The sequence below is a fragment of the Desulfosporosinus hippei DSM 8344 genome, assembly GCF_900100785.1.
Lineage (GTDB): Bacteria > Bacillota > Desulfitobacteriia > Desulfitobacteriales > Desulfitobacteriaceae > Desulfosporosinus > Desulfosporosinus hippei.
Window position 1 is genome coordinate 14,209 of record NZ_FNCP01000020.1, and the last position, 17,339, is coordinate 31,547.

20 protein-coding genes are annotated in these 17,339 nt (G+C 39.8%); 3 read left to right on the forward strand and 17 right to left on the reverse strand.

The genetic code is table 11. The features are described 5' to 3' along the window. Window positions 1-314: 314 nt before the first annotated feature. The 15 genes from BLS16_RS15830 to BLS16_RS15890 all read right to left on the reverse strand — a co-directional run bounded on the left by BLS16_RS15830 (window position 315) and on the right by BLS16_RS15890 (window position 13,352). A complete protein-coding gene (locus BLS16_RS15830; RefSeq protein ID WP_092334651.1) occupies window positions 315-1,916 on the reverse strand; it encodes a protein NO VEIN domain-containing protein in 1,602 nt (533 codons plus the stop codon). A 511-nt stretch (window positions 1,917-2,427) separates the two neighbouring features. Then, entirely contained in the window at window positions 2,428-2,625 is a 198-nt protein-coding gene (locus tag BLS16_RS15835; protein ID WP_092334652.1) for a hypothetical protein, read from the reverse strand. Between the two features lie 448 nt (window positions 2,626-3,073). Further along, complete coding sequence (locus BLS16_RS15840; RefSeq protein ID WP_092334653.1) at window positions 3,074-3,346, reverse strand: hypothetical protein; 273 nt, start codon at window positions 3,344-3,346, stop codon at window positions 3,074-3,076. Window positions 3,347-3,449: 103 nt separating this feature from the next. Then, window positions 3,450-3,599, reverse strand: a complete 150-nt coding sequence (locus tag BLS16_RS23735; protein ID WP_176786195.1) for a hypothetical protein — start codon at window positions 3,597-3,599, stop codon at window positions 3,450-3,452. A gap of 47 nt (window positions 3,600-3,646) precedes the next feature. Next, on the reverse strand, window positions 3,647-3,853 hold the full coding sequence (locus BLS16_RS15845; protein ID WP_092334654.1) for a hypothetical protein: 207 nt from the start codon (window positions 3,851-3,853) through the stop codon (window positions 3,647-3,649). 16 nt (window positions 3,854-3,869) lie between these two features. Further along, window positions 3,870-4,508: a hypothetical protein gene (locus BLS16_RS15850; protein WP_092334655.1), complete on the reverse strand. Its 639-nt coding sequence runs from the start codon at window positions 4,506-4,508 to the stop codon at window positions 3,870-3,872. Between the two features lie 198 nt (window positions 4,509-4,706). Beyond that, window positions 4,707-4,859: a hypothetical protein gene (locus BLS16_RS23740; RefSeq protein WP_176786196.1), complete on the reverse strand. Its 153-nt coding sequence runs from the start codon at window positions 4,857-4,859 to the stop codon at window positions 4,707-4,709. Window positions 4,860-5,078: 219 nt separating this feature from the next. Then, on the reverse strand, window positions 5,079-5,312 hold the full coding sequence (locus BLS16_RS15855; RefSeq protein ID WP_143015543.1) for a type II toxin-antitoxin system RelE/ParE family toxin: 234 nt from the start codon (window positions 5,310-5,312) through the stop codon (window positions 5,079-5,081). A gap of 16 nt (window positions 5,313-5,328) precedes the next feature. Beyond that, window positions 5,329-6,576: an efflux RND transporter periplasmic adaptor subunit gene (locus tag BLS16_RS15860; RefSeq protein ID WP_092334656.1), complete on the reverse strand. Its 1,248-nt coding sequence runs from the start codon at window positions 6,574-6,576 to the stop codon at window positions 5,329-5,331. Next, a complete protein-coding gene (locus BLS16_RS15865; protein ID WP_092334657.1) occupies window positions 6,563-9,670 on the reverse strand; it encodes an efflux RND transporter permease subunit in 3,108 nt (1,035 codons plus the stop codon). The genes BLS16_RS15860 and BLS16_RS15865 overlap by 14 nt, the downstream gene beginning before the upstream one ends. 120 nt (window positions 9,671-9,790) lie before the next feature. Further along, window positions 9,791-10,837: a sensor histidine kinase gene (locus tag BLS16_RS15870; protein ID WP_092334658.1), complete on the reverse strand. Its 1,047-nt coding sequence runs from the start codon at window positions 10,835-10,837 to the stop codon at window positions 9,791-9,793. 8 nt (window positions 10,838-10,845) lie between these two features. Beyond that, window positions 10,846-11,547, reverse strand: coding sequence for a response regulator transcription factor (locus BLS16_RS15875; protein ID WP_092334659.1), 702 nt, complete (start codon window positions 11,545-11,547; stop codon window positions 10,846-10,848). A 241-nt stretch (window positions 11,548-11,788) separates the two neighbouring features. Further along, complete coding sequence (locus BLS16_RS15880) at window positions 11,789-12,193, reverse strand: aspartyl protease family protein (RefSeq protein WP_092334660.1); 405 nt, start codon at window positions 12,191-12,193, stop codon at window positions 11,789-11,791. After that, the gene (locus tag BLS16_RS15885; RefSeq protein ID WP_092334661.1) at window positions 12,193-12,438 is read right to left on the reverse strand and encodes a hypothetical protein; all 246 of its coding nucleotides are present in this window, start codon (window positions 12,436-12,438) and stop codon (window positions 12,193-12,195) included. The genes BLS16_RS15880 and BLS16_RS15885 overlap by 1 nt, the downstream gene beginning before the upstream one ends. A gap of 56 nt (window positions 12,439-12,494) precedes the next feature. After that, on the reverse strand, window positions 12,495-13,352 hold the full coding sequence (locus BLS16_RS15890) for an aminotransferase-like domain-containing protein (RefSeq protein ID WP_242876318.1): 858 nt from the start codon (window positions 13,350-13,352) through the stop codon (window positions 12,495-12,497). Between the two features lie 316 nt (window positions 13,353-13,668). On the opposite strand from BLS16_RS15890, the gene BLS16_RS15895 reads away from it, so the two are divergent. Then, a complete protein-coding gene (locus BLS16_RS15895) occupies window positions 13,669-14,046 on the forward strand; it encodes an FMN-binding protein (protein ID WP_092334662.1) in 378 nt (125 codons plus the stop codon). A 550-nt stretch (window positions 14,047-14,596) separates the two neighbouring features. Here the strand turns inward: BLS16_RS15895 and BLS16_RS24905 are convergent. Together BLS16_RS24905 and BLS16_RS15900 are read right to left on the reverse strand one after the other, a co-directional pair. Beyond that, complete coding sequence (locus BLS16_RS24905; protein WP_427846381.1) at window positions 14,597-14,695, reverse strand: DUF6431 domain-containing protein; 99 nt, start codon at window positions 14,693-14,695, stop codon at window positions 14,597-14,599. A 99-nt stretch (window positions 14,696-14,794) separates the two neighbouring features. Then, entirely contained in the window at window positions 14,795-15,667 is an 873-nt protein-coding gene (locus tag BLS16_RS15900; protein WP_242876319.1) for a helix-turn-helix domain-containing protein, read from the reverse strand. A gap of 151 nt (window positions 15,668-15,818) precedes the next feature. On the opposite strand from BLS16_RS15900, the gene BLS16_RS24660 reads away from it, so the two are divergent. Both BLS16_RS24660 and BLS16_RS24665 read left to right on the forward strand, forming a co-directional pair. Beyond that, a complete protein-coding gene (locus BLS16_RS24660) occupies window positions 15,819-16,616 on the forward strand; it encodes an MFS transporter (protein WP_092334663.1) in 798 nt (265 codons plus the stop codon). Then, the gene (locus BLS16_RS24665; protein WP_092334664.1) at window positions 16,613-17,254 is read left to right on the forward strand and encodes an MFS transporter; all 642 of its coding nucleotides are present in this window, start codon (window positions 16,613-16,615) and stop codon (window positions 17,252-17,254) included. Before BLS16_RS24660 ends, BLS16_RS24665 begins: the two co-directional genes overlap by 4 nt. Window positions 17,255-17,339 lie beyond the last annotated feature (85 nt).

The window sequence follows — 17,339 nt, forward strand, 5'->3', positions numbered from 1 at the left end:
CGCCTTTTCAAGTGCTACTACTAGTAAGCCATTCTGAGAATTTCATTTCAGAATCTGCTATTTATCCAAATGATTCTTCAAGCGTCCCCAAATTCCTCCATCGATTATGAAGGTAATAGATTAGACGCTTATTTCAGCGTCAAAGTCATTGTTCAACCAATAAAGGTTTTGCTCAACTCTTGTCTATATACTCCACTACCCAGAAAATCACTTAACTGCCTCATTGACTCTTTACCAATCCGGTACTCCCTTCCCTATCTTGGGAATGAGGCGGGCGAGTTATTAGGGGATGTTGTACTTGCGGCACGGAAACATCAGGCATTAGATTTTGTTGGATAAATAACAAAGTTTTGGGGTTTTCTCAATAATTCCAAAAAATCCTGGGCAGTTAATATGAACACTTTGGGGTCTCTTCTGAAATTGAATACTCTATAAATCAAGTAACAGCTAAGGTTATTGCATAATACGTCTAGTTCGTTATCAGATATATAAAAAGGCACTGATTTGCCACCGTTCGTTGTTTTAACTTCTATAAGTATTTGATTACCATTCTTGTCAAATGACAAAACGTCATATCCTAATCCGTCACCCTTATCCTTTGAAACCCATGTAACTGCTAAATCAGCCCTTCCAATTCCCACTAGTTTTCGTCTCTCTAAATTAACCACGAAATTTTCCCCTGCATTACCTAGGCATTTATTATTTCGTTCCTTCTCAGCAAAGTCAGGTTTTCCAGGAGAAACATTTCTTCTGCTATTTCTCCTTGCGGGTGAAGTTTCTGGTGCCTGTTCAATCAATTCATTAAAACTACGCCCTATTAAGCTCGAACTTTCATTTTTATTGACTTCAACTTCTCTATCTTGGTATGTGTCTAGTATTTCAACTTTAAACCTTTCTAGAACTACGTGTTTGAGAAGGTCTTGAGCATTGAATCTAGGCTTATATCCAACGATATAGGGTAGATCATTGTCAAGCAACACGCCACTAATATTTTGATGCTTTAATTCTATTGAACCGTCGCTCCTATTCTTTAGCTTCATTTTTAAAATCCTGCGATGCATTGTTTTACTATAAGTCTGTCCATTCATTTCTTTGACAAGCATATCGAAATAATCGCTGACAATACAGTTTACCTCCTCTTCAGTCCAGTTTTTTCGAGAATCGTCTGATGAGGATTGAAAAGGGTTTTTCTGAATTTTTGCAGGTGAAGTTATATCAACATCATCAAATGTTTCAATTTCTAACTTTTTGAGTATATCAGGAAGTAAAATATCTCGAAATTTTTCACTTAAGCCTTGTCTAAAGGACGAATTGGTTCGAAAACTGGACTTAACCTTATACAATTGATAAGTTTCTTCGTCATAATTGAATCCCAAATTCAACATTTCCTTCACTATTTCTTCGTCGAAATTGTTGCTATCCATTTTCGCCAGTAATTGGTGATAAATATTCGTATTGAGATCAATGTTCTTTCTTTTTATGTCATAAAAAAAAGTTTTGGCCTCATAATAAGAGGAAGACTTTTCTATAAGTAATCCATAATTTAATAATGAAAACTCAACATTTTCCTTTTTCATGTGATCTAGCACATTTTGAGCTTCAATCAGGTTGTTTGTAGCCGCTAAAAGATTTGCATATTCGTTAGAACCTAGAGAAATATTGTATTTTTCTCGTAACCCTAACATGTATATAACATCCGTATAATCTTCAACAACATAGAGTATCAGACAAAATATCCTTTTACTAATTTTAAACCCTAAGGAAATCAACTCATTTAATAACCATTCTACTTCAGCAAAATTGGTTGTTTTATGTATTAAGTATAAAATGAGTCCAGAATCATAAAACAAGGAATGCGTATTTATCTTGACTTTTCTTCGCTTTAAGATTTCAATTGCATATCTTAATTCATCCATTATAGACTCTCCTTCCCACCAAATTAGATAAACAAAGTCTTTTCAAGTTTTCCACTGGATACTGTAAAGAACCTATCAAGGGGCGTGAGGCAGGAGCATGCGGAGTGATTTGATTTCTATCAAATAGATTAAGATTTTCCACAATCATCAAAAACAGGTGTGATAATCATTTGGTCTTAATATATCCTTCCTTCCCGAATTAGTGTAACGAGAATGGCTACAAGCCCTGTAAACAATGGGTTCTCACCTCGTTACATTTTCCGGGAAGGCAGTATATATAGTTAAGGACATAAAACTGTTATCAGGCGCATAAAAGCATATCGTAGTGAACCAGAAATTTTATTTTCTCGATACTACATATCTCAAAAACCTGGTTAAGACAGCCACCCCGTGAAGCCACGCCAAGAACCGGAAGTACTATTTATGTAGGGTAGAGATACAAGCAACCTACACATATAAAAACGAACCTGTTTTAAGAGACTGCCGCCCCGGCGGGGCTTTGGCGGATTAATCAAGGTCGTCCGCCTTGGCAATTGGGACACTTTCGTTGCCAGATATCCGATCCATTGGCTTTATACTTGAAATTACATTTTTGACATTCTATCGAGTAAAACCATTGCCCATGATCTGTACCCTGTTCCTCTGTTCGCCCAATGTTCATTTGTTTATTTTTGTTAACATAGCCCGGTTTAGTTGTTTCTTTATTCATGTTTTTTCCGCCTGTCTCTTATCTGTTTATATATAAAAACGTACCGCTCACAGACAGCCACCCTGGCGAGTGACTATGCTATGGATCAGAATGCCAATGGTTACCGAGACTTAATCCTAGCGGGGGCCCTTTCGTTGTCAGATACCCGACCCATTCGCTTTGTACATGAAGTTACAGTTTTGACATTCAATTGAATAAATGCGCATGATCTGTTCCCTGTTCCTTTGTTCGCCCAATGTTGATTTGATTATTTTTGTTAATATATCCGGAATTAGTAGTTTCTTTATTCATATTTCATCCGCCTTTCTCTAATTTGTTAATAAAACATACCTGTCTCATTGACTGCCACTCTGGCAGGGTTCGCCCTGATAGGTGATCTTTGAGCATAAGGGTGGTACAAACGGACAGTTCGAAGGTTATAAGCGCGAGGGGTTTATAAATACTGTCATTAGGCCTTTTCAAGAACACTTAAAGCTAGTCTTCGTAATTCTAACTCTGAAAGTCCATGGTACTTATTATAGACTTGAAATGACTGTTTAGCGTAGTGAGAAAAGCCTCCCTGACCTTCAATTGCCTTGAAATTACCAATTCTGGCTCGCAAACTATTAACTCCCATGCCTAACTTTTCTCCAATCTCCTTGATTGAAAAGCCAATTTTAGAATCCCCATAATTGTATAAATACAAGGTCACAACATCATCATCAATTGTCCAACTATGCATGATCCGTTACTCCTAACAAATATGTTCCAACTATCTATGTAGATCTACCTTCTCGTTGTAGATGAATAAGTAAAACCCCGTTTGATAAACGGGGTCAGCTATGTTACTTCTTATCTCCTTCTTTTCTTATGGTACCAATCTTTTTGTCGCTTCGAGTATCTCTTCCATTTTCGTTTCTTATTGTACCAGGTGGCAGGCCTTCTTTCTTTTCGAAGGTTCCAACTGTACAATCACTTCTTGTTTTTCGAGTCATTCCATCTCCTCCTTCGTTCCATTAACACTAGTATCGGATATAAAAACTTAATCAACCTTGTCAGAGGATTCCTTACTATCCTTGTTTTTGGTGAAATACTCCAAACTAATTCCAAAACCTTCGTTTAACATTTCAATTCCCGACTGATTTGTGTTTGAGTTTGAATCGGATCTTTTTCCCGCATCAGATCGAATTGTTTCAATATCTAAAGAGATAAGTTCTAAGTCATCACTTAAGCTTTTATTCTTGCTCATTCTTTTGCCTCCTTTCTTACTTCAAGATCAAGTAAGCCATTATAAGTATTATAGAAATTATCATTGACCATTGACTACGTGCAAGCATTTTAGCTGTTTGTTCATTTCTCTTTCGATGTATGCGAACCAAGTTTAAATAAACTTCAAGTAGTTTGCTTCCAGATTGAATTTTTGCCATAGAAATAAACTGACTATCAATAATCTTAATATCAAAGTTTTCAAATGGCTTTACTGAAATGACATTAACTGCAAATACAAATGATGATATTAAGCTAAAATAAGCCATCAATCCTGTAACAATCTGGAGCAAGAGAACGAATGTAATAGGTTGAGACATACTATGAATAATATCTTTTACAGAAATAATATTATAAATTGCAATCCCAATTGCTGCGAAAACAGGAATTATTATGCCTGCTCTATTATCAAAACTCTGTTTTTTATTCCTTTCCAAATCATATTCATGCATAGCAATATTGAGGCACTCTGAAATGGAAGTTAAATCGAATAGTCTCTTATCTTCTTCCCTTATTTGTTTTATCTCATCTAGAGCATCATAATTCAATCTACTATCGGAAGAATTATTGTTCTGTTGTTCCGAATTGTTCTCACAATCTTCTATTACTGTGACTTTATATGTTTTGGTTTGATGCATTTTTCCAACCCCATTACATTATAAAAGCTAACTCTAATAGCAAAAGAGTGGACAACCACAATCTTGATTTCATACTTTTGCTTTTTTGTTTTCCAGCCAAAAGAGTGACTCCCGATTCCATTCTTTCATCCAGGCTACGATTGAATAGCAGTTGCAAAATATAGTTTCAAGTGGAGAGGTTCGAGAAATACCCCTAGATCATTTACCATCTTTTACTTTCCACATTCCTTCTTGAATTCCTCCTAAGATCGTAAAATATTCCATAAAGAAACAAAAATACCAGACAGTTATCACGATACTGCCTGTCTCCATATCCCCCGAACACTCTGTCACCATAAAAAGAACATACACTTCTCAAACCCGCTGATATCAAGGCTTGCAATCAACCCCGATATAGCACTATTATCGTCTCCACGTGCATTATCCGAGGAAACATATAGCTCTTATAATCTTACAATGAAGTAACGCTGCCCCCTGCAATCCTGCACATCACCCAGCTATCTTCCCAATAATTCCCGATAATAGGCAAAAAAATTGCCAGCCTACACGCTGACAATTCAAAGCTAAATTCTATTTTTCATTCTTCCGTAAATCATTGATCAATATCCGCATATAATCCCGCCGGAAGTACAAGATCCTCGACATGAAAACAATTCCATCTTCGCACCTGTAAAATATAAGGTGATTTGCACAGACAAGAAACCGATAGTCAGTCTGAATATCTCCTACGGAAGATAGCGGTGCACCAATTCCAGGATGCTCCGCTAGCCCTCGCACCCTTTTGATGATTTTAAAACACTCCACTAACCCCGCTCAACCCTTACTGACCACTCAACACGTTAACCTTCTCCCCTTCATTGAGAAAAATCTGTCCTTCAGTGATGACCTGATCACCGGCTTTCAAGCCATCGATAATCTCCGTAAACCTGTCATTAGCTAACCCGGTGGTCACTTGGACCTTTTTTACACTACCCTCGGCAACCAGATAAACAACTGACCCACTGTTTTCAATTTTGATGGCCTCATTAGGGACGGTCATGACATTTTCTTTTACGGCTTCAGGTAAGACAACTCTGGCGAACATACCTGATTTTAAGTCATCCGTAGTATTGAGCAGAATCTTGATCGTATAAGCCTTAGACTTGCTGTCCGCATTAGGGCTTATATAGTCAACCACCCCCTCTACAACCTTGTTTTCCAGAGCATTCATTTTCAGAGCAATGATTTCTCCTTTTTCAATCTTAGCCACCACTTTATCCGGCACACTGATTTCGGCCATCATGGTAGCTGTATCAATAATTGTCAAAGCAGCGGTGGAGCCTGAGATAATCTCCCCTTCATCCACATTCCGCCCGGAGACTATTCCTGAAATGGGTGCGGTAATCACCGTATTTTTCAGCTGCTCAGAAGCATAATTAACTCCGGCAGCAGCTTGATTGACTTGGGCTGAAGCCACGCTGACTGAATCCGGCCCGGATTTTTCTTTGAGGAGTTTCAGATTATCCTGGGCCGTTCTCAAATCCACCTCTGCACTGGCGTATTGTTTTTGGAAGTCATCCAGAGTCAGTTTGGCGATGACTCCGTTGTCATACAATTGTTGATTCAGATCATATTTTTTCTTGGCATCCTCATAAGTGATTTGTTTGTTTTCCACGGTTTGCTCGGCTTGCAGGACTTGCTGATCATAAGCGGAGCCTGCGGTCTTGGCCAAATTGGCCTGGCTTACCTCCAGATTGGCTTGCTGTTGCTGAAGCTGAGCCTGTAAGTCCCCCGAGTCTAAGGTAAACAGCACCTGACCTTTTTCCACTCTATCACCGGCCTCAACCTGAACTGTCGCAACCCTGCCCGCTATTTTGGAGGAAACGCTCACTTCTTGAACCGGCTTCAGAATACTGGCGTATTCCACTTCCGTTGTCAGGGTGGCTGCACTTGCTGTCACTGTTGTGACATTTTTTATTGATGGCACAACTTCTGCTTCTTTATTTCCGAAACCGGATATTAAGGCAACCAAGATTATTCCGGAGATCACTACCCCTAAACCTAGGCCCAGCCCTTTAATATGCTTCATAATCTTCTACCTCCCTGATCGTTAGAATTGGCTTCTTTCGTTTCACCAGATACTGCCGAGCATCATCCATCAAGGTATAAACTACCGGCAGAACAATGGGGGATAAAACTGTCGATGTAATCATGCCCCCGATAATTATGATGGCCATTCCGCTCCTCATTTCACTCCCGGCCCCGCTGGATAGCGCCGAGGGCAGCATACCGACAATCATGGTTGCTGAAGTCATCAGGATGGGTCTTAAGCGAGTGGTTCCCGATTCGATCAGGGCTTCTCGCAGGGGCATTCCTTGTTTCATCAAGGTTTGGGTATAGTCAATCAACAAGGTTCCGTTCTTGGATGCCAAGCCGTCCAGCAAAATCAGGCCGATCATGGACAGGATATTCAAGGATTGCCCGGATAAAGCCAGCAAGCCAAAGGCCCCGATAATTGCACAAGGCAAGGAAAGCATTCTGATGAAGGGAGTCAAAAAGGATTCATACAAAATGATCAGAATGGCATAGACCAGAACAATCGCCACAACCAGGGCCTGAATCAGGGCGCTGAAGCTCTCGGCCATGTTTTCCTGACTGCCGCCGAATTCTATCGTATAGCCATCAGGCAGGCTAAAACCCTCCAGTTGGTTTTCAATGAGCGTAGTTACATCTCCCAGGAGACTGTTTTGTAAATTTGCTGAGATGGTTACGATGTTCTCTCTATCCTCTCTGGATAGTTTTAAAGGACTTTCGGCATACTCAATGGCTGCTACCTGATTCAGAGCAATCTGTTCTCCTGCCGAATTTTGAACCTTGACGGCGCCCAAATCAGCGGGAGTTTGGATCTGGTTATCCATAAACCGGAGGACAATATCATATTCATTCCCGTTCTGCCGGTAGATGCCGGCCTTCGATCCCTGGAGTCCGGTTCTGAGAACCGTAGAAATATCCGGCGTATTTACTCCGTATTGAACAGCCGCCAGCCTGTCAACCTTCACCTGGATCTCGCTCTCACTGGTTCGCTCGGAATTAGTGACGTCCGCCGTCCCCGGGGTGGCTTTGACGATATCCTCTACTTTGTAGGACAACTCTTTTAAAACAGCCGGGTCCTCTCCACTGATGACTAGCTGAACGGGTTTGCCGTTTCCACCGGCAGATTGAGCTTCAGAAACGCTGAATTGAACACCCGCCAGAGTATTCCCCCACTGGCGCATTTCTGTGGCAATTTCAGTCTGGCTCTTTTGCCGTTCACTTTTGTCCACCAGCTTGACGATAATATTGGCTGAGGATTTATCCGAGTTATATCCCACAGTGGTGAGATAATCCTTCACTTCAGCCATAGTCTGCAATTGATTTTCAACCAAGCTGACCTTTTCCTCTGTTTGTTTTAAACCGGAACCCGAAGTAAGATTCAGCTCAATGGAGATCTGGCTTTGATCACTTTGGGGGGTAAACTCAGTTTTAATAAAACCCAGGGGCAGTAAGGAGACAGCCAGAATACAGCCGGCAATTAACAGACTGACAACTTTCCACCTGTGATCCAGGGACCAGATTAATAACTTCTTGTACATTTCATTTGCCCGGTCCAGGACAGGGGGAAATCTTCTTGATTTTTTGGTTTCCGGCTGAAGCTCTCCGGCTTCTTCAGGATTCTTCTTTTTTAGAAATAGGGAAGCCAGCATGGGGGTTACCGTAAAGGAGACTAAAAGGGAAAAGAGGGATGCCACGGCAACGGTGAGGCCAAATTCTTTAAAGAACTGGCCCACCATGCCCGACATAAAGGCTACGGGAATAAAGATGACCACATCACAGAGAGTTATGGCGATTGCTGCCATACCGATCTCCCTGCGCCCTTGGATGGCTGCCTGTTTCGGGTTTTTCCCCATGCCTAAATGTCTCTGGATATTCTCCAGAACCACAATGGAATCATCCACCAGAATACCGATACTCAAGGATAAAGCCATCAGGGTCATCATATTCAAGGTAAAATCAAAGGCATACATCATAAAGAAGGTGGAAACCAAGGAGGTGGGGATGGCCACCAGGACAACTAAGGATGACTGCCAGCTCCGCAGAAACAGCAAGAGTACAAGAGCTGTTGTAATGACTCCTTCCACAAGGCTGGATTTAACATCTTCCAGAGAATCGTTGATAAAAGTAGTACTATCCGTGGTTACTGTGACACTTACTCCCGTTGGCAGCTGTGCTTGAATCTTCAGCAATTCAGCTTTGACATTATTCACAGCCTCGACAACATTGGCATCACTTTGCTTTTGAATGCTGATGCCCAAGGCATTGGTTCCATTCAAGGTTAAGATTTGTTCTTGGTCGGGATATTCCAGCTGGATCTGGGCAATATCTGCCAGCCGAACTGTCCCTCCTTCCGAGTTGGGAATTAACAAATTCTTAATTTCATCGATATCTTTAAACTGTCCCACTACCTTAACGGCTTGGTCGCTGGTATCCAGACTTATCCGGCCGGCAGGGAGATTGCTGTTTTCCGTCTTTAGCTTTGTCAGCAAGGTATTGACATTAACTTGGTAATAATCCAGAGCCGTTTTGTCTAAGCGAATGGCCAGCTGCTTATCCTCGGCACCCTGAAGGCTGACCTGGCCAATGCCGGGTATCTTCGCCAAATCCTCTTTAATCTTTTCTGCTTCATTTTGGAGTTGATCATAGGGGACCGTCCCGGTGAGGCCCAGAGTCAGGACAGACTGGGCATCCATGTCAATCTTCGTGAGAATCGGGGAATTGACATCCTCAGGCAATTTGCCTGAGGCACCATCCACTGCCTTTTGCACGTCTAAAAAGGCTGAATTCATATCCGTTTCCATAGTGAAGGTTATAATTGTTTGTCCAATACCTTCTTTGGATATTGACTTCAGGGTATCAATTCCACTGATCCCGGAAACTGCATCTTCAATGGGTTTGACAACGTCCTCTTCTATCTCTTCGGCACCTGCACCGCTATAACCGGTAGTGACAGTGATGATGGGTACGTTGATCGAGGGGTATAAATCCGCGCCCAGACTCTTATAGCCGAAAATACCGATACCAATAAATAAGGCCAGCAAGACAAAGACTGCCGAGGGCCTCTTTACCGATAACTCAGTAATACTCATGATTATGTACCTCTTCCCTTGGTTTTAATGGAATTATACAAGGCAAAGGTAAACTCCGGCTAAAGAGAAAATAATTATCTGTAAAGCAAATCTAAAAAATAATGAAGTGACCTTTTTCGGTCACTTCACAAGGGGTAAGGCAAAGCGGATGCCCAATCCTCCGTAATTGGAGTGAAAGGCAGATATCTCACCGCCATGATGCTCGATAATGGATTTGCAGCTGGCCAGACCTAATCCCATCCCCCCATTTTGGTTCTGTCTGGATTTATCCACGGTAAAAAATTTCTGAAACAGCAGAGGCAGTTCCTTTTCCGGCACACCCGCACCATTATCCTCCACCTGGAAAAAGGCATACATGCCGCGGACATAGCCCCGCATATAGACCTTTAAGTCTTTTCTCTCCCCATACCTCACGGCATTGCTGAAGAGATTCCCGAAAACCCGGCGGATCATGTGTTCGTCAATCGTAATGTGCTGGTTGGCTTTGAAGCTGTTTTCCCAAGCCAGCTCAAAATCAAAACCGGCTAATTCCGTCTCATATTCAGTAGCAATGCTGGCAAATAGCTTCTGAGCGGGGACGGATTTCACATCCAGAGCATCCAATTCCACCTCGCCCTTAGTATAGGAAGAAAAGGTGTTAATCAGCTCGGCAATATGCTTTGTTTTCTTGAGGATCAGCTCATAATATTCCTGGGTTTCCTTTTCAGAAAGATTTTTCTGCAGGGCTAAGAGCTCCACAAAGCCATTGATGGTCGTCAAGGGAGTCTTTAAGTCATGAGCCATGGCGGCAATCATCCCGATCTGTTCCTTGTGGGCTTGATAAAGCCTGTCTTCCATCTCATTAAAGTGATTGTATAGTTCTCCGATTTCATCCCTTCGTTTTGAACTTAAGATCACGGGCCGACTTATGTTTACCCTTTTCAGCCGGGTATTGAGGAACTGAAGGGGTTTAGTTATGTTGAAATGTAAATAGACGGCTAAAATGACAAACACCATCCCGGTGAGAATCAGCAAATAAAAGGCCACTTCTAATTGCACGGGCATTAAGGGTAATCTTAAGATTTTTGGCTTTTCCGTCATGAAATTTCTGATAAATACTGCCCCCGGAAAGATGATCAGCACAAAAACCAACATGAACAGCAGCGGCAGCTTGATCTTTAACTTCATAGCCCTTCCTACCCTTCCGTATATTTGTAACCGATACCCCAGATTGTCTTAATAAAGTCATACTTGCTGCCAAGTTTTTTGCGAATGTTTTTGATATGCACCGTGACAGTATTTATCTCACCGTATTCCCCTGCCCAAACATTTTCATAGATTTGCTCCCGGGTCAGGACGTTATTGGGGTGATGCATGAGAAAGGATAAGATTTGAAATTCCTTGGTGGACAGCTCAATCTTCTCCTGGTCTAAGTAAGCCTCAAAGGTCTTTTGATTTAAAATCAGGGGAGAAGGAGAAGGGAATCTCTGTGGATCGGCCTCCTGCCTAAGTCCTTTCCATTCGTTGTACAATCGGTCAAACTTTCTGAAATGAGCTTTAATCCTTGAAGTAAGCTCTTGAACACTGAAGGGTTTGGTCATATAGTCGTCGGCACCGATTTCCAGGCCAATAATTTTGTCAATATCCCTATCCCGGGCGCTTAAAAACAGAATGGGAATACTGTAATTATTTCTGATGTTTCGGCAGACTTCCAGACCGTCCATTTGGGGCATCATAATGTCCAGGACAATAAAATCCACCGGATTTTCTTTAAGTAACGCTAACGCCTCAGGCCCGGAATGGGCAACGATCACTTCAAATTGTTCAAGTCGTAAACTTTTCGTGATCAGTTTGACAATGTCTGGATCGTCATCGACTACTAAAATTGTCTTTTCCACAGCTATTCACCAACTTCTTTACTTTGCTTTTCTTTATATCATAGCAAACATAAATAAAGCAAAAATAAAAAACTATAAAGATTTGTGATTAGAGTTCACTTTGTTGCACCGAATAAATACGTTCCTTTTTGCTATTGATTTTACAATGACTTTTTCTCTGTCTACGTACCTTATAAATCTCTAGAAGCTGCACGGAGTCTGGTGCCCTGTAAACCAGAAAACCGCCATGGACGGCGGCTCCTCAAATATCTCCTTCGCTATATGCATCTAATGTTAATGATAATTTTCTTAGATCTATTACAGCACCTAACTCCATAAGCAAATCTAGCCCTAAAAGCCCATTAATATTACCTTGTGGGTCAATAACTCCAAAATCCATTTTAACTTCTTCTAAACTTGCCTCACCCAATTTGACTTTCACGACATTTTTAGAGAAAAAGTTATGTAGACTTCCTCCAACACCATAAAATGAATTTACGCTGTCTTCTAATTCAGCAAAAATTCCTATATCTTCAACTGCGTCCGGGGATATTATTGTCTCTGCAGCTCCAGTATCAATTACAATATTTTCAATTACTTTTGTATTCCCACGAAAAGATATTTGGATAGAGGTAAACAAAAGCCCATCCTGAAACTTCATATTCATTAGATTGTTCCTCTAAATCCAAATATTTGTTTAATCTGTATTTCAAGCTTTTCTTTTCCGGTGTGATAAACTAGTTCATCGTCTTTTGTGCGTACTAACTCTCTTGTTGCTTCCCTCTTATCATCAAAAGCCTTTACTACTGCCAGATCATCAATGTACCGTACATTATCTTCAATATGAGCCTTTAGTATCTGGATTTTTACAAATCTGTTAGGATATATTTTTCTAACTTCCTCCCATTTCATTAAAATACATCACCTCGTTAATTCAATTTAATCCCATTATACCATGTTACTTACAATCAACGAATCATCTTGTAAAGCCAATCATAGTCGTCTTCAATGATGACTCCCCCGACAGATTCTGCCCAATCAATTAATTTTAATCGTTTTGTCACAGGCATAACATAGCCTAATGGAAATTGATGGGAAGGCGTGACATATACAACGGTACTCTTGGTGTTCTGTAAACACTCCAAGTCTAGACCATCCGAATTTACAGATACGGTTGTGATAGAAAACGAATGATTTCGGAAAACAGCTTTTGGAACGAAATAGCCAGGATCTTCTACAGCCAATTTCGAATGATCTTCTTTCAATATGGGCGCTAAGATAGAAAGACTATCTTGAAGTCCCGAGCAAACAACGATTTGTTCAGGATCACAAGAAACACCACGAGAGCGCGACAGATATCTTTGAATCTCGCAGCGCAAATCAAAATCACCTTGCTGATTACCATCGGAAGCAAGGTGATTTTGATCATCCTTTAAACAATCGATATAAAGTTTACGCCACAGGTTAACAGGGAAACTGCCTGGGGATAGACGAGCCGGATGAAAATCAAAGGCAAATGATTTTCCGTCTTCAGAGCCTTCTTTCAGCGACGTGCATACTTGACGAAGAGGCGATTGGCGAAATTCAGGGTCTATTGGTGAAACAAAGTATCCGCTTCTTGGCTTGCTGTGTATATACCCTTCTGCATATAACTGTTGATAGGCATACTCCACAGTATTACGGCTTACCGATAATTCACTAGATAAGTTTTTAATAGATGCAAGCTTGGTAGTTGGGGGCAATTCACCTGTTAATATTTGATTTTTAATCTGGTTACAAATTTTATTGTGCAACGGCTGACGACCCTGACCGTCCAATATAAACATTGCTCTCACCTAATCCTTTATATGTAGGATCTTAATTACCGCAATTATATATAGGGTAATACCTAGCGTCAAGGCTCAGGAAAATTGCGCCAAGGGAAACTGCCCCTGTACATAATTTGAAAATTGCCCCTGTGTTTAGGGGGAATTATATCTTATAATCTGGGTGTCCGGTGGCTAACACATCGATTGCTATGTGCAGATGTCAATTTGAAAATTACTGAGTGCATTGCAGTAATAGAGGACACAATAGTAGTGTCAACCAATGGCCAAGTATGAGTTATCTAACACTTCTTCAAAACAGAAAGGATGTATTCTTATGCTTAATGAAAAATTATTGGAGGTACTTTCTCATTCCACAGACGGAGCCATCTCTATCGTGACCAACGGTGACGACGGTCCGCATTTAGTAAATACCTGGAATAGCTATGTTGTAGTTACCCCTGAGGATAAACTATTGATTCCAGCTTACGGCTATAACAAAACGGAAAAAAATCTCAGCGTTCATAACGATGTTACTCTTTCCATTGCCAGCAAGGAAATCCAGGGTTACAAGGCTAAGGGTACAGGCTTTATCCTGAAAGGAACTACCCGTTTTCTAAAATCAGGTGAAGACTTTGAGCGTATGAAAGAAAAATTCTCTTGGGTTCGAGCAGTATTAGAGATAACTGTGTCATCTGCGAAACAAATGCTTTAAATTAGCTACACTATGTTGAGGTTTCCAATATTGTATTGATACCCTTGGTATAATAAAAATATACCTAAAATATCTCAAAATACACAAAACCAGCATATAAATCATTTTGATAATGCTGGTTTTTTTAACCCATCCAAATGGTCGCTCAAGAACATTTGGCTCAAAAACCTTCAATGATGTAACACCAACGTGCGTTGTCACGATGAAAGAGATATATTGCTATAGTCATATCACCGCTTACCGTGGAGTTTCCGAATCGATGATTAAGAATACACATAGTCACGGGTCATAGGCCACGAGTTATTTACTCCTTTGGTTAATAAGAATTGAAACGATATGATAAAAAATATGATCTTTACCCATAATGGTTAGTTTCGTTACGGTATCCGTTTGACTTTATTTCACACTGCACTTAGCATGGGCGGGTTTTCAGGCTTGACCTCGTTGGTCCAATCTGTTCAATAGCTAAACAGTATGCATTCGCATGCGATACAGGCTTGGATTATCTGCCGCGATGTCTGAAGGTTCGGAGCCATTCAAGACGACGCCTTCAATACAGTAGGACATATCGTTGGTTAGGAACCAGACAAAGAGGTAGTTCACGATGAATTCGCCTGCAATACTTACACCATAGGCTACGAATGATTATATATCTTGGTTTCTACAATAATGCCCACATTGTCATAGGAAAGCTAATAAATTTGTAAATGTTATTGGTATTCTAAATAGAATGAGGAATAGGTCTATATTACATACTTTTAGACTTATTCCTCATTTGCATAGGCGACATATCCTGGTATTTTTTAAATACCCTACTAAAGTAATTGGAATCAGAAAAACCACATTTCATCGCTATCTCAGTGATGCTGAGCTCATTTTCATTAAGAAGTTCAATAGCTTTATTTACTCTCAATGTATTTATATAGTCAATTGTAGACAATCCAGTAATTAACTTAAATTTCCTACAAAAATGCTCATCGCTCATGTTTGCGATTTTGGCAAGCTGATTAACGTTTATTTTTTCAGTAAAGTTTGAATCAATATGCTTGAATACATTGTGAAAATATTCCAAACGAGAAATTTTTGAATGAAGCTCATTCTCGGTATAAAATTTTTTTACATATCCTCTTAAAAGCAACACCATCAAATCGTATATTTGGGATTTGATGGCCAATTCAAACCCAAGCTCTTTTGTGAAATATTCACTAATAATACGATTTGAGCATTTTGATATATTATGGTCGTTTCTAACTACGTTTTCAAAAAGAATTAAATTTTGCGATAAGGGTGCAAGAAATTTAGTCTGGATAGAATCAACCATATGACTATATATAAATGAAAAATCAATTTTAATTATATAGAAAACCAGTTGCTTAGAAAGATTCTTAATATAATGCGGTTCATTAGTGTGTATGATTACAAAATCTTCAGCTTTAACAATAGTTTCCTTGAAATTGCAACAGATAATAGCCTCTCCTTGAGCAAAGTAATAAAACTGCATTTCTTCATGCCAATGATATTCAAAAATATAGTTAGGATTTTCATATTCAACTTTTATTATCTGTATAAAAGTGTTTTCGTTTAGTACATCATCATAAAAATCCGATAAAAAATTTATCACTTAAGACACCTCTATAAAATCAAAATAATGCTATTATCGATCAAAATCATTCATGTAATAGAAACTATATCTTGATATATTTATAACAATGAGCATGCCATTTAATAATATACTATTTTTTTAGAGATTCAAGCTTATAAGGAGGGTAACAATGGATATTAATCAAAAAAATCAAGATTGTACTAAAAAACCCAATTATGGTTTAACATTGTTGGGAATTTCGTTGGCTGTACTAATGGCTTCACTTGTTTCTACCATAGTGAATATTGCATTACCCACAATTGCAAAGGATTTGAATACAAGTTATACAAGTATTCAATGGATTGTCCTCAGCTATTTAATTATCGTTATCACTTGTTGTGTAGCAGTTGGTCGTATTGGAGATATGTTTGGCAAGAAAAAACTGTTTCTTAGCGGTATTGCTATTTTTACCGTTGCTTCATTTTTATGTGGGATAGCTCCATCTATTCAAGTATTAATCACTTTTCGAGTTATCCAGGGCTTTGGTGGTGCAGTGCTAATGGCTTTACCGTTTGCTATTGTTGGTGATATTATCCCTAAAGAAAAACTCCATAGTACTATGGGCCTTTTGACAGCTATGCTTACTTTAGGCATTGCACTTGGCCCATCCTTAGGAGGTATCCTCATCAGCGCATGGGGATGGCATAGTGTTTTTCTTATTATTGTGCCGATTGGAGTTATAACGTTTGTACTTGCTTCGGGATTACCGAAGACACCTATACATGAAAAAAGCAAAAGCTTTGACGGGTATGGAATGCTTACATTGGCGGCACTGCTCATATGTTATTTTATAGGGATTACTTTTGTGGAATCTCAAAGTATAATAACGACAATACTACTTTTCTTGGCTGCAATAATATTGACTATAATTTTTGTCAAGATTGAGAGCAAAGTTTCTTCGCCGCTAGTTGACTTAAAAATAGGATGATTAGTGGAAGCCTGAGTAGTTGTGTATTAATGTATACTGTAATGATGAGTTTATCTATAGTGCTACCGTTTTTTCTTTCAAATGCACAGAAACTCCCAACTCTTCATGTGGGTTTATTATTATCTGTTGGTCCTTTTGTCAGCACATTGTTTAGTCCTATAGGAGCAAAAGCTGCTGTACGTTTTGGAAATCGTCCTATTATGATTTTAGGAATGATTGTATTAGGTGTTGGTTCCCTATCAATGGTAACCCTCGCTCCGTCCTCTAGTATTTTGGGATTTGCAATACGAATTGCAATAGCGAGTGCAGGTTTTGCACTTTTCCAAGCCCCTAATAACGCTGCCGTCATGATTTCAGCAAGGCCCGAACAACGTGGCACAATTTCTGGGCTTTTGAATCTTGCTCGTACCCTAGGGCAAGCTACAGGAGCATCATTAATGGGGTCAATCTTTAACTACTTTACAATGGCATCAGGCGGAAAAGACATTTCAGTAAATTCAGCTTCTGCAGCTGCAATAACTTCAGGCGTACACGGTGCTTTTATCGCAGCAACAATATTGGTTATTATAGCAATAGTTATCGGTATGACTACCTTTCATTTTAATAATCACTTGAAAAGTATTAAACAAGGTAGTTGAAATATAGTTATTGCTAGAAACCTAAAACTTATTAATTTGGAGCATTGGACTCAAATCTTTGAAAAGGCTCGCCTATTAATCAGGT

What these genes read in the sequence shown, in the direction of transcription:
- BLS16_RS15840 (WP_092334653.1), bottom strand. Translation starts at nt 3,346, where the DNA reads ATGCATAGTTGGACAATTGATGATGATGTTGTGACCTTGTATTTATAC.
- BLS16_RS15865 (WP_092334657.1), bottom strand. Translation starts at nt 9,670, where the DNA reads ATGAGTATTACTGAGTTATCGGTAAAGAGGCCCTCGGCAGTCTTTGTC.
- BLS16_RS23735 (WP_176786195.1), bottom strand. Translation starts at nt 3,599, where the DNA reads ATGACTCGAAAAACAAGAAGTGATTGTACAGTTGGAACCTTCGAAAAG.
- BLS16_RS24665 (WP_092334664.1), top strand. Translation starts at nt 16,613, where the DNA reads ATGATTAGTGGAAGCCTGAGTAGTTGTGTATTAATGTATACTGTAATG.
- BLS16_RS15830 (WP_092334651.1), bottom strand. Translation starts at nt 1,916, where the DNA reads ATGGATGAATTAAGATATGCAATTGAAATCTTAAAGCGAAGAAAAGTC.
- BLS16_RS15835 (WP_092334652.1), bottom strand. Translation starts at nt 2,625, where the DNA reads ATGAATAAAGAAACAACTAAACCGGGCTATGTTAACAAAAATAAACAA.
- BLS16_RS15890 (WP_242876318.1), bottom strand. Translation starts at nt 13,352, where the DNA reads ATGTTTATATTGGACGGTCAGGGTCGTCAGCCGTTGCACAATAAAATT.
- BLS16_RS15885 (WP_092334661.1), bottom strand. Translation starts at nt 12,438, where the DNA reads ATGAAATGGGAGGAAGTTAGAAAAATATATCCTAACAGATTTGTAAAA.
- BLS16_RS15845 (WP_092334654.1), bottom strand. Translation starts at nt 3,853, where the DNA reads ATGAGCAAGAATAAAAGCTTAAGTGATGACTTAGAACTTATCTCTTTA.
- BLS16_RS15870 (WP_092334658.1), bottom strand. Translation starts at nt 10,837, where the DNA reads ATGAAGTTAAAGATCAAGCTGCCGCTGCTGTTCATGTTGGTTTTTGTG.
- BLS16_RS24660 (WP_092334663.1), top strand. Translation starts at nt 15,819, where the DNA reads ATGGATATTAATCAAAAAAATCAAGATTGTACTAAAAAACCCAATTAT.
- BLS16_RS15895 (WP_092334662.1), top strand. Translation starts at nt 13,669, where the DNA reads ATGCTTAATGAAAAATTATTGGAGGTACTTTCTCATTCCACAGACGGA.
- BLS16_RS15850 (WP_092334655.1), bottom strand. Translation starts at nt 4,508, where the DNA reads ATGCATCAAACCAAAACATATAAAGTCACAGTAATAGAAGATTGTGAG.
- BLS16_RS15860 (WP_092334656.1), bottom strand. Translation starts at nt 6,576, where the DNA reads ATGAAGCATATTAAAGGGCTGGGCCTAGGTTTAGGGGTAGTGATCTCC.
- BLS16_RS15880 (WP_092334660.1), bottom strand. Translation starts at nt 12,193, where the DNA reads ATGAATATGAAGTTTCAGGATGGGCTTTTGTTTACCTCTATCCAAATA.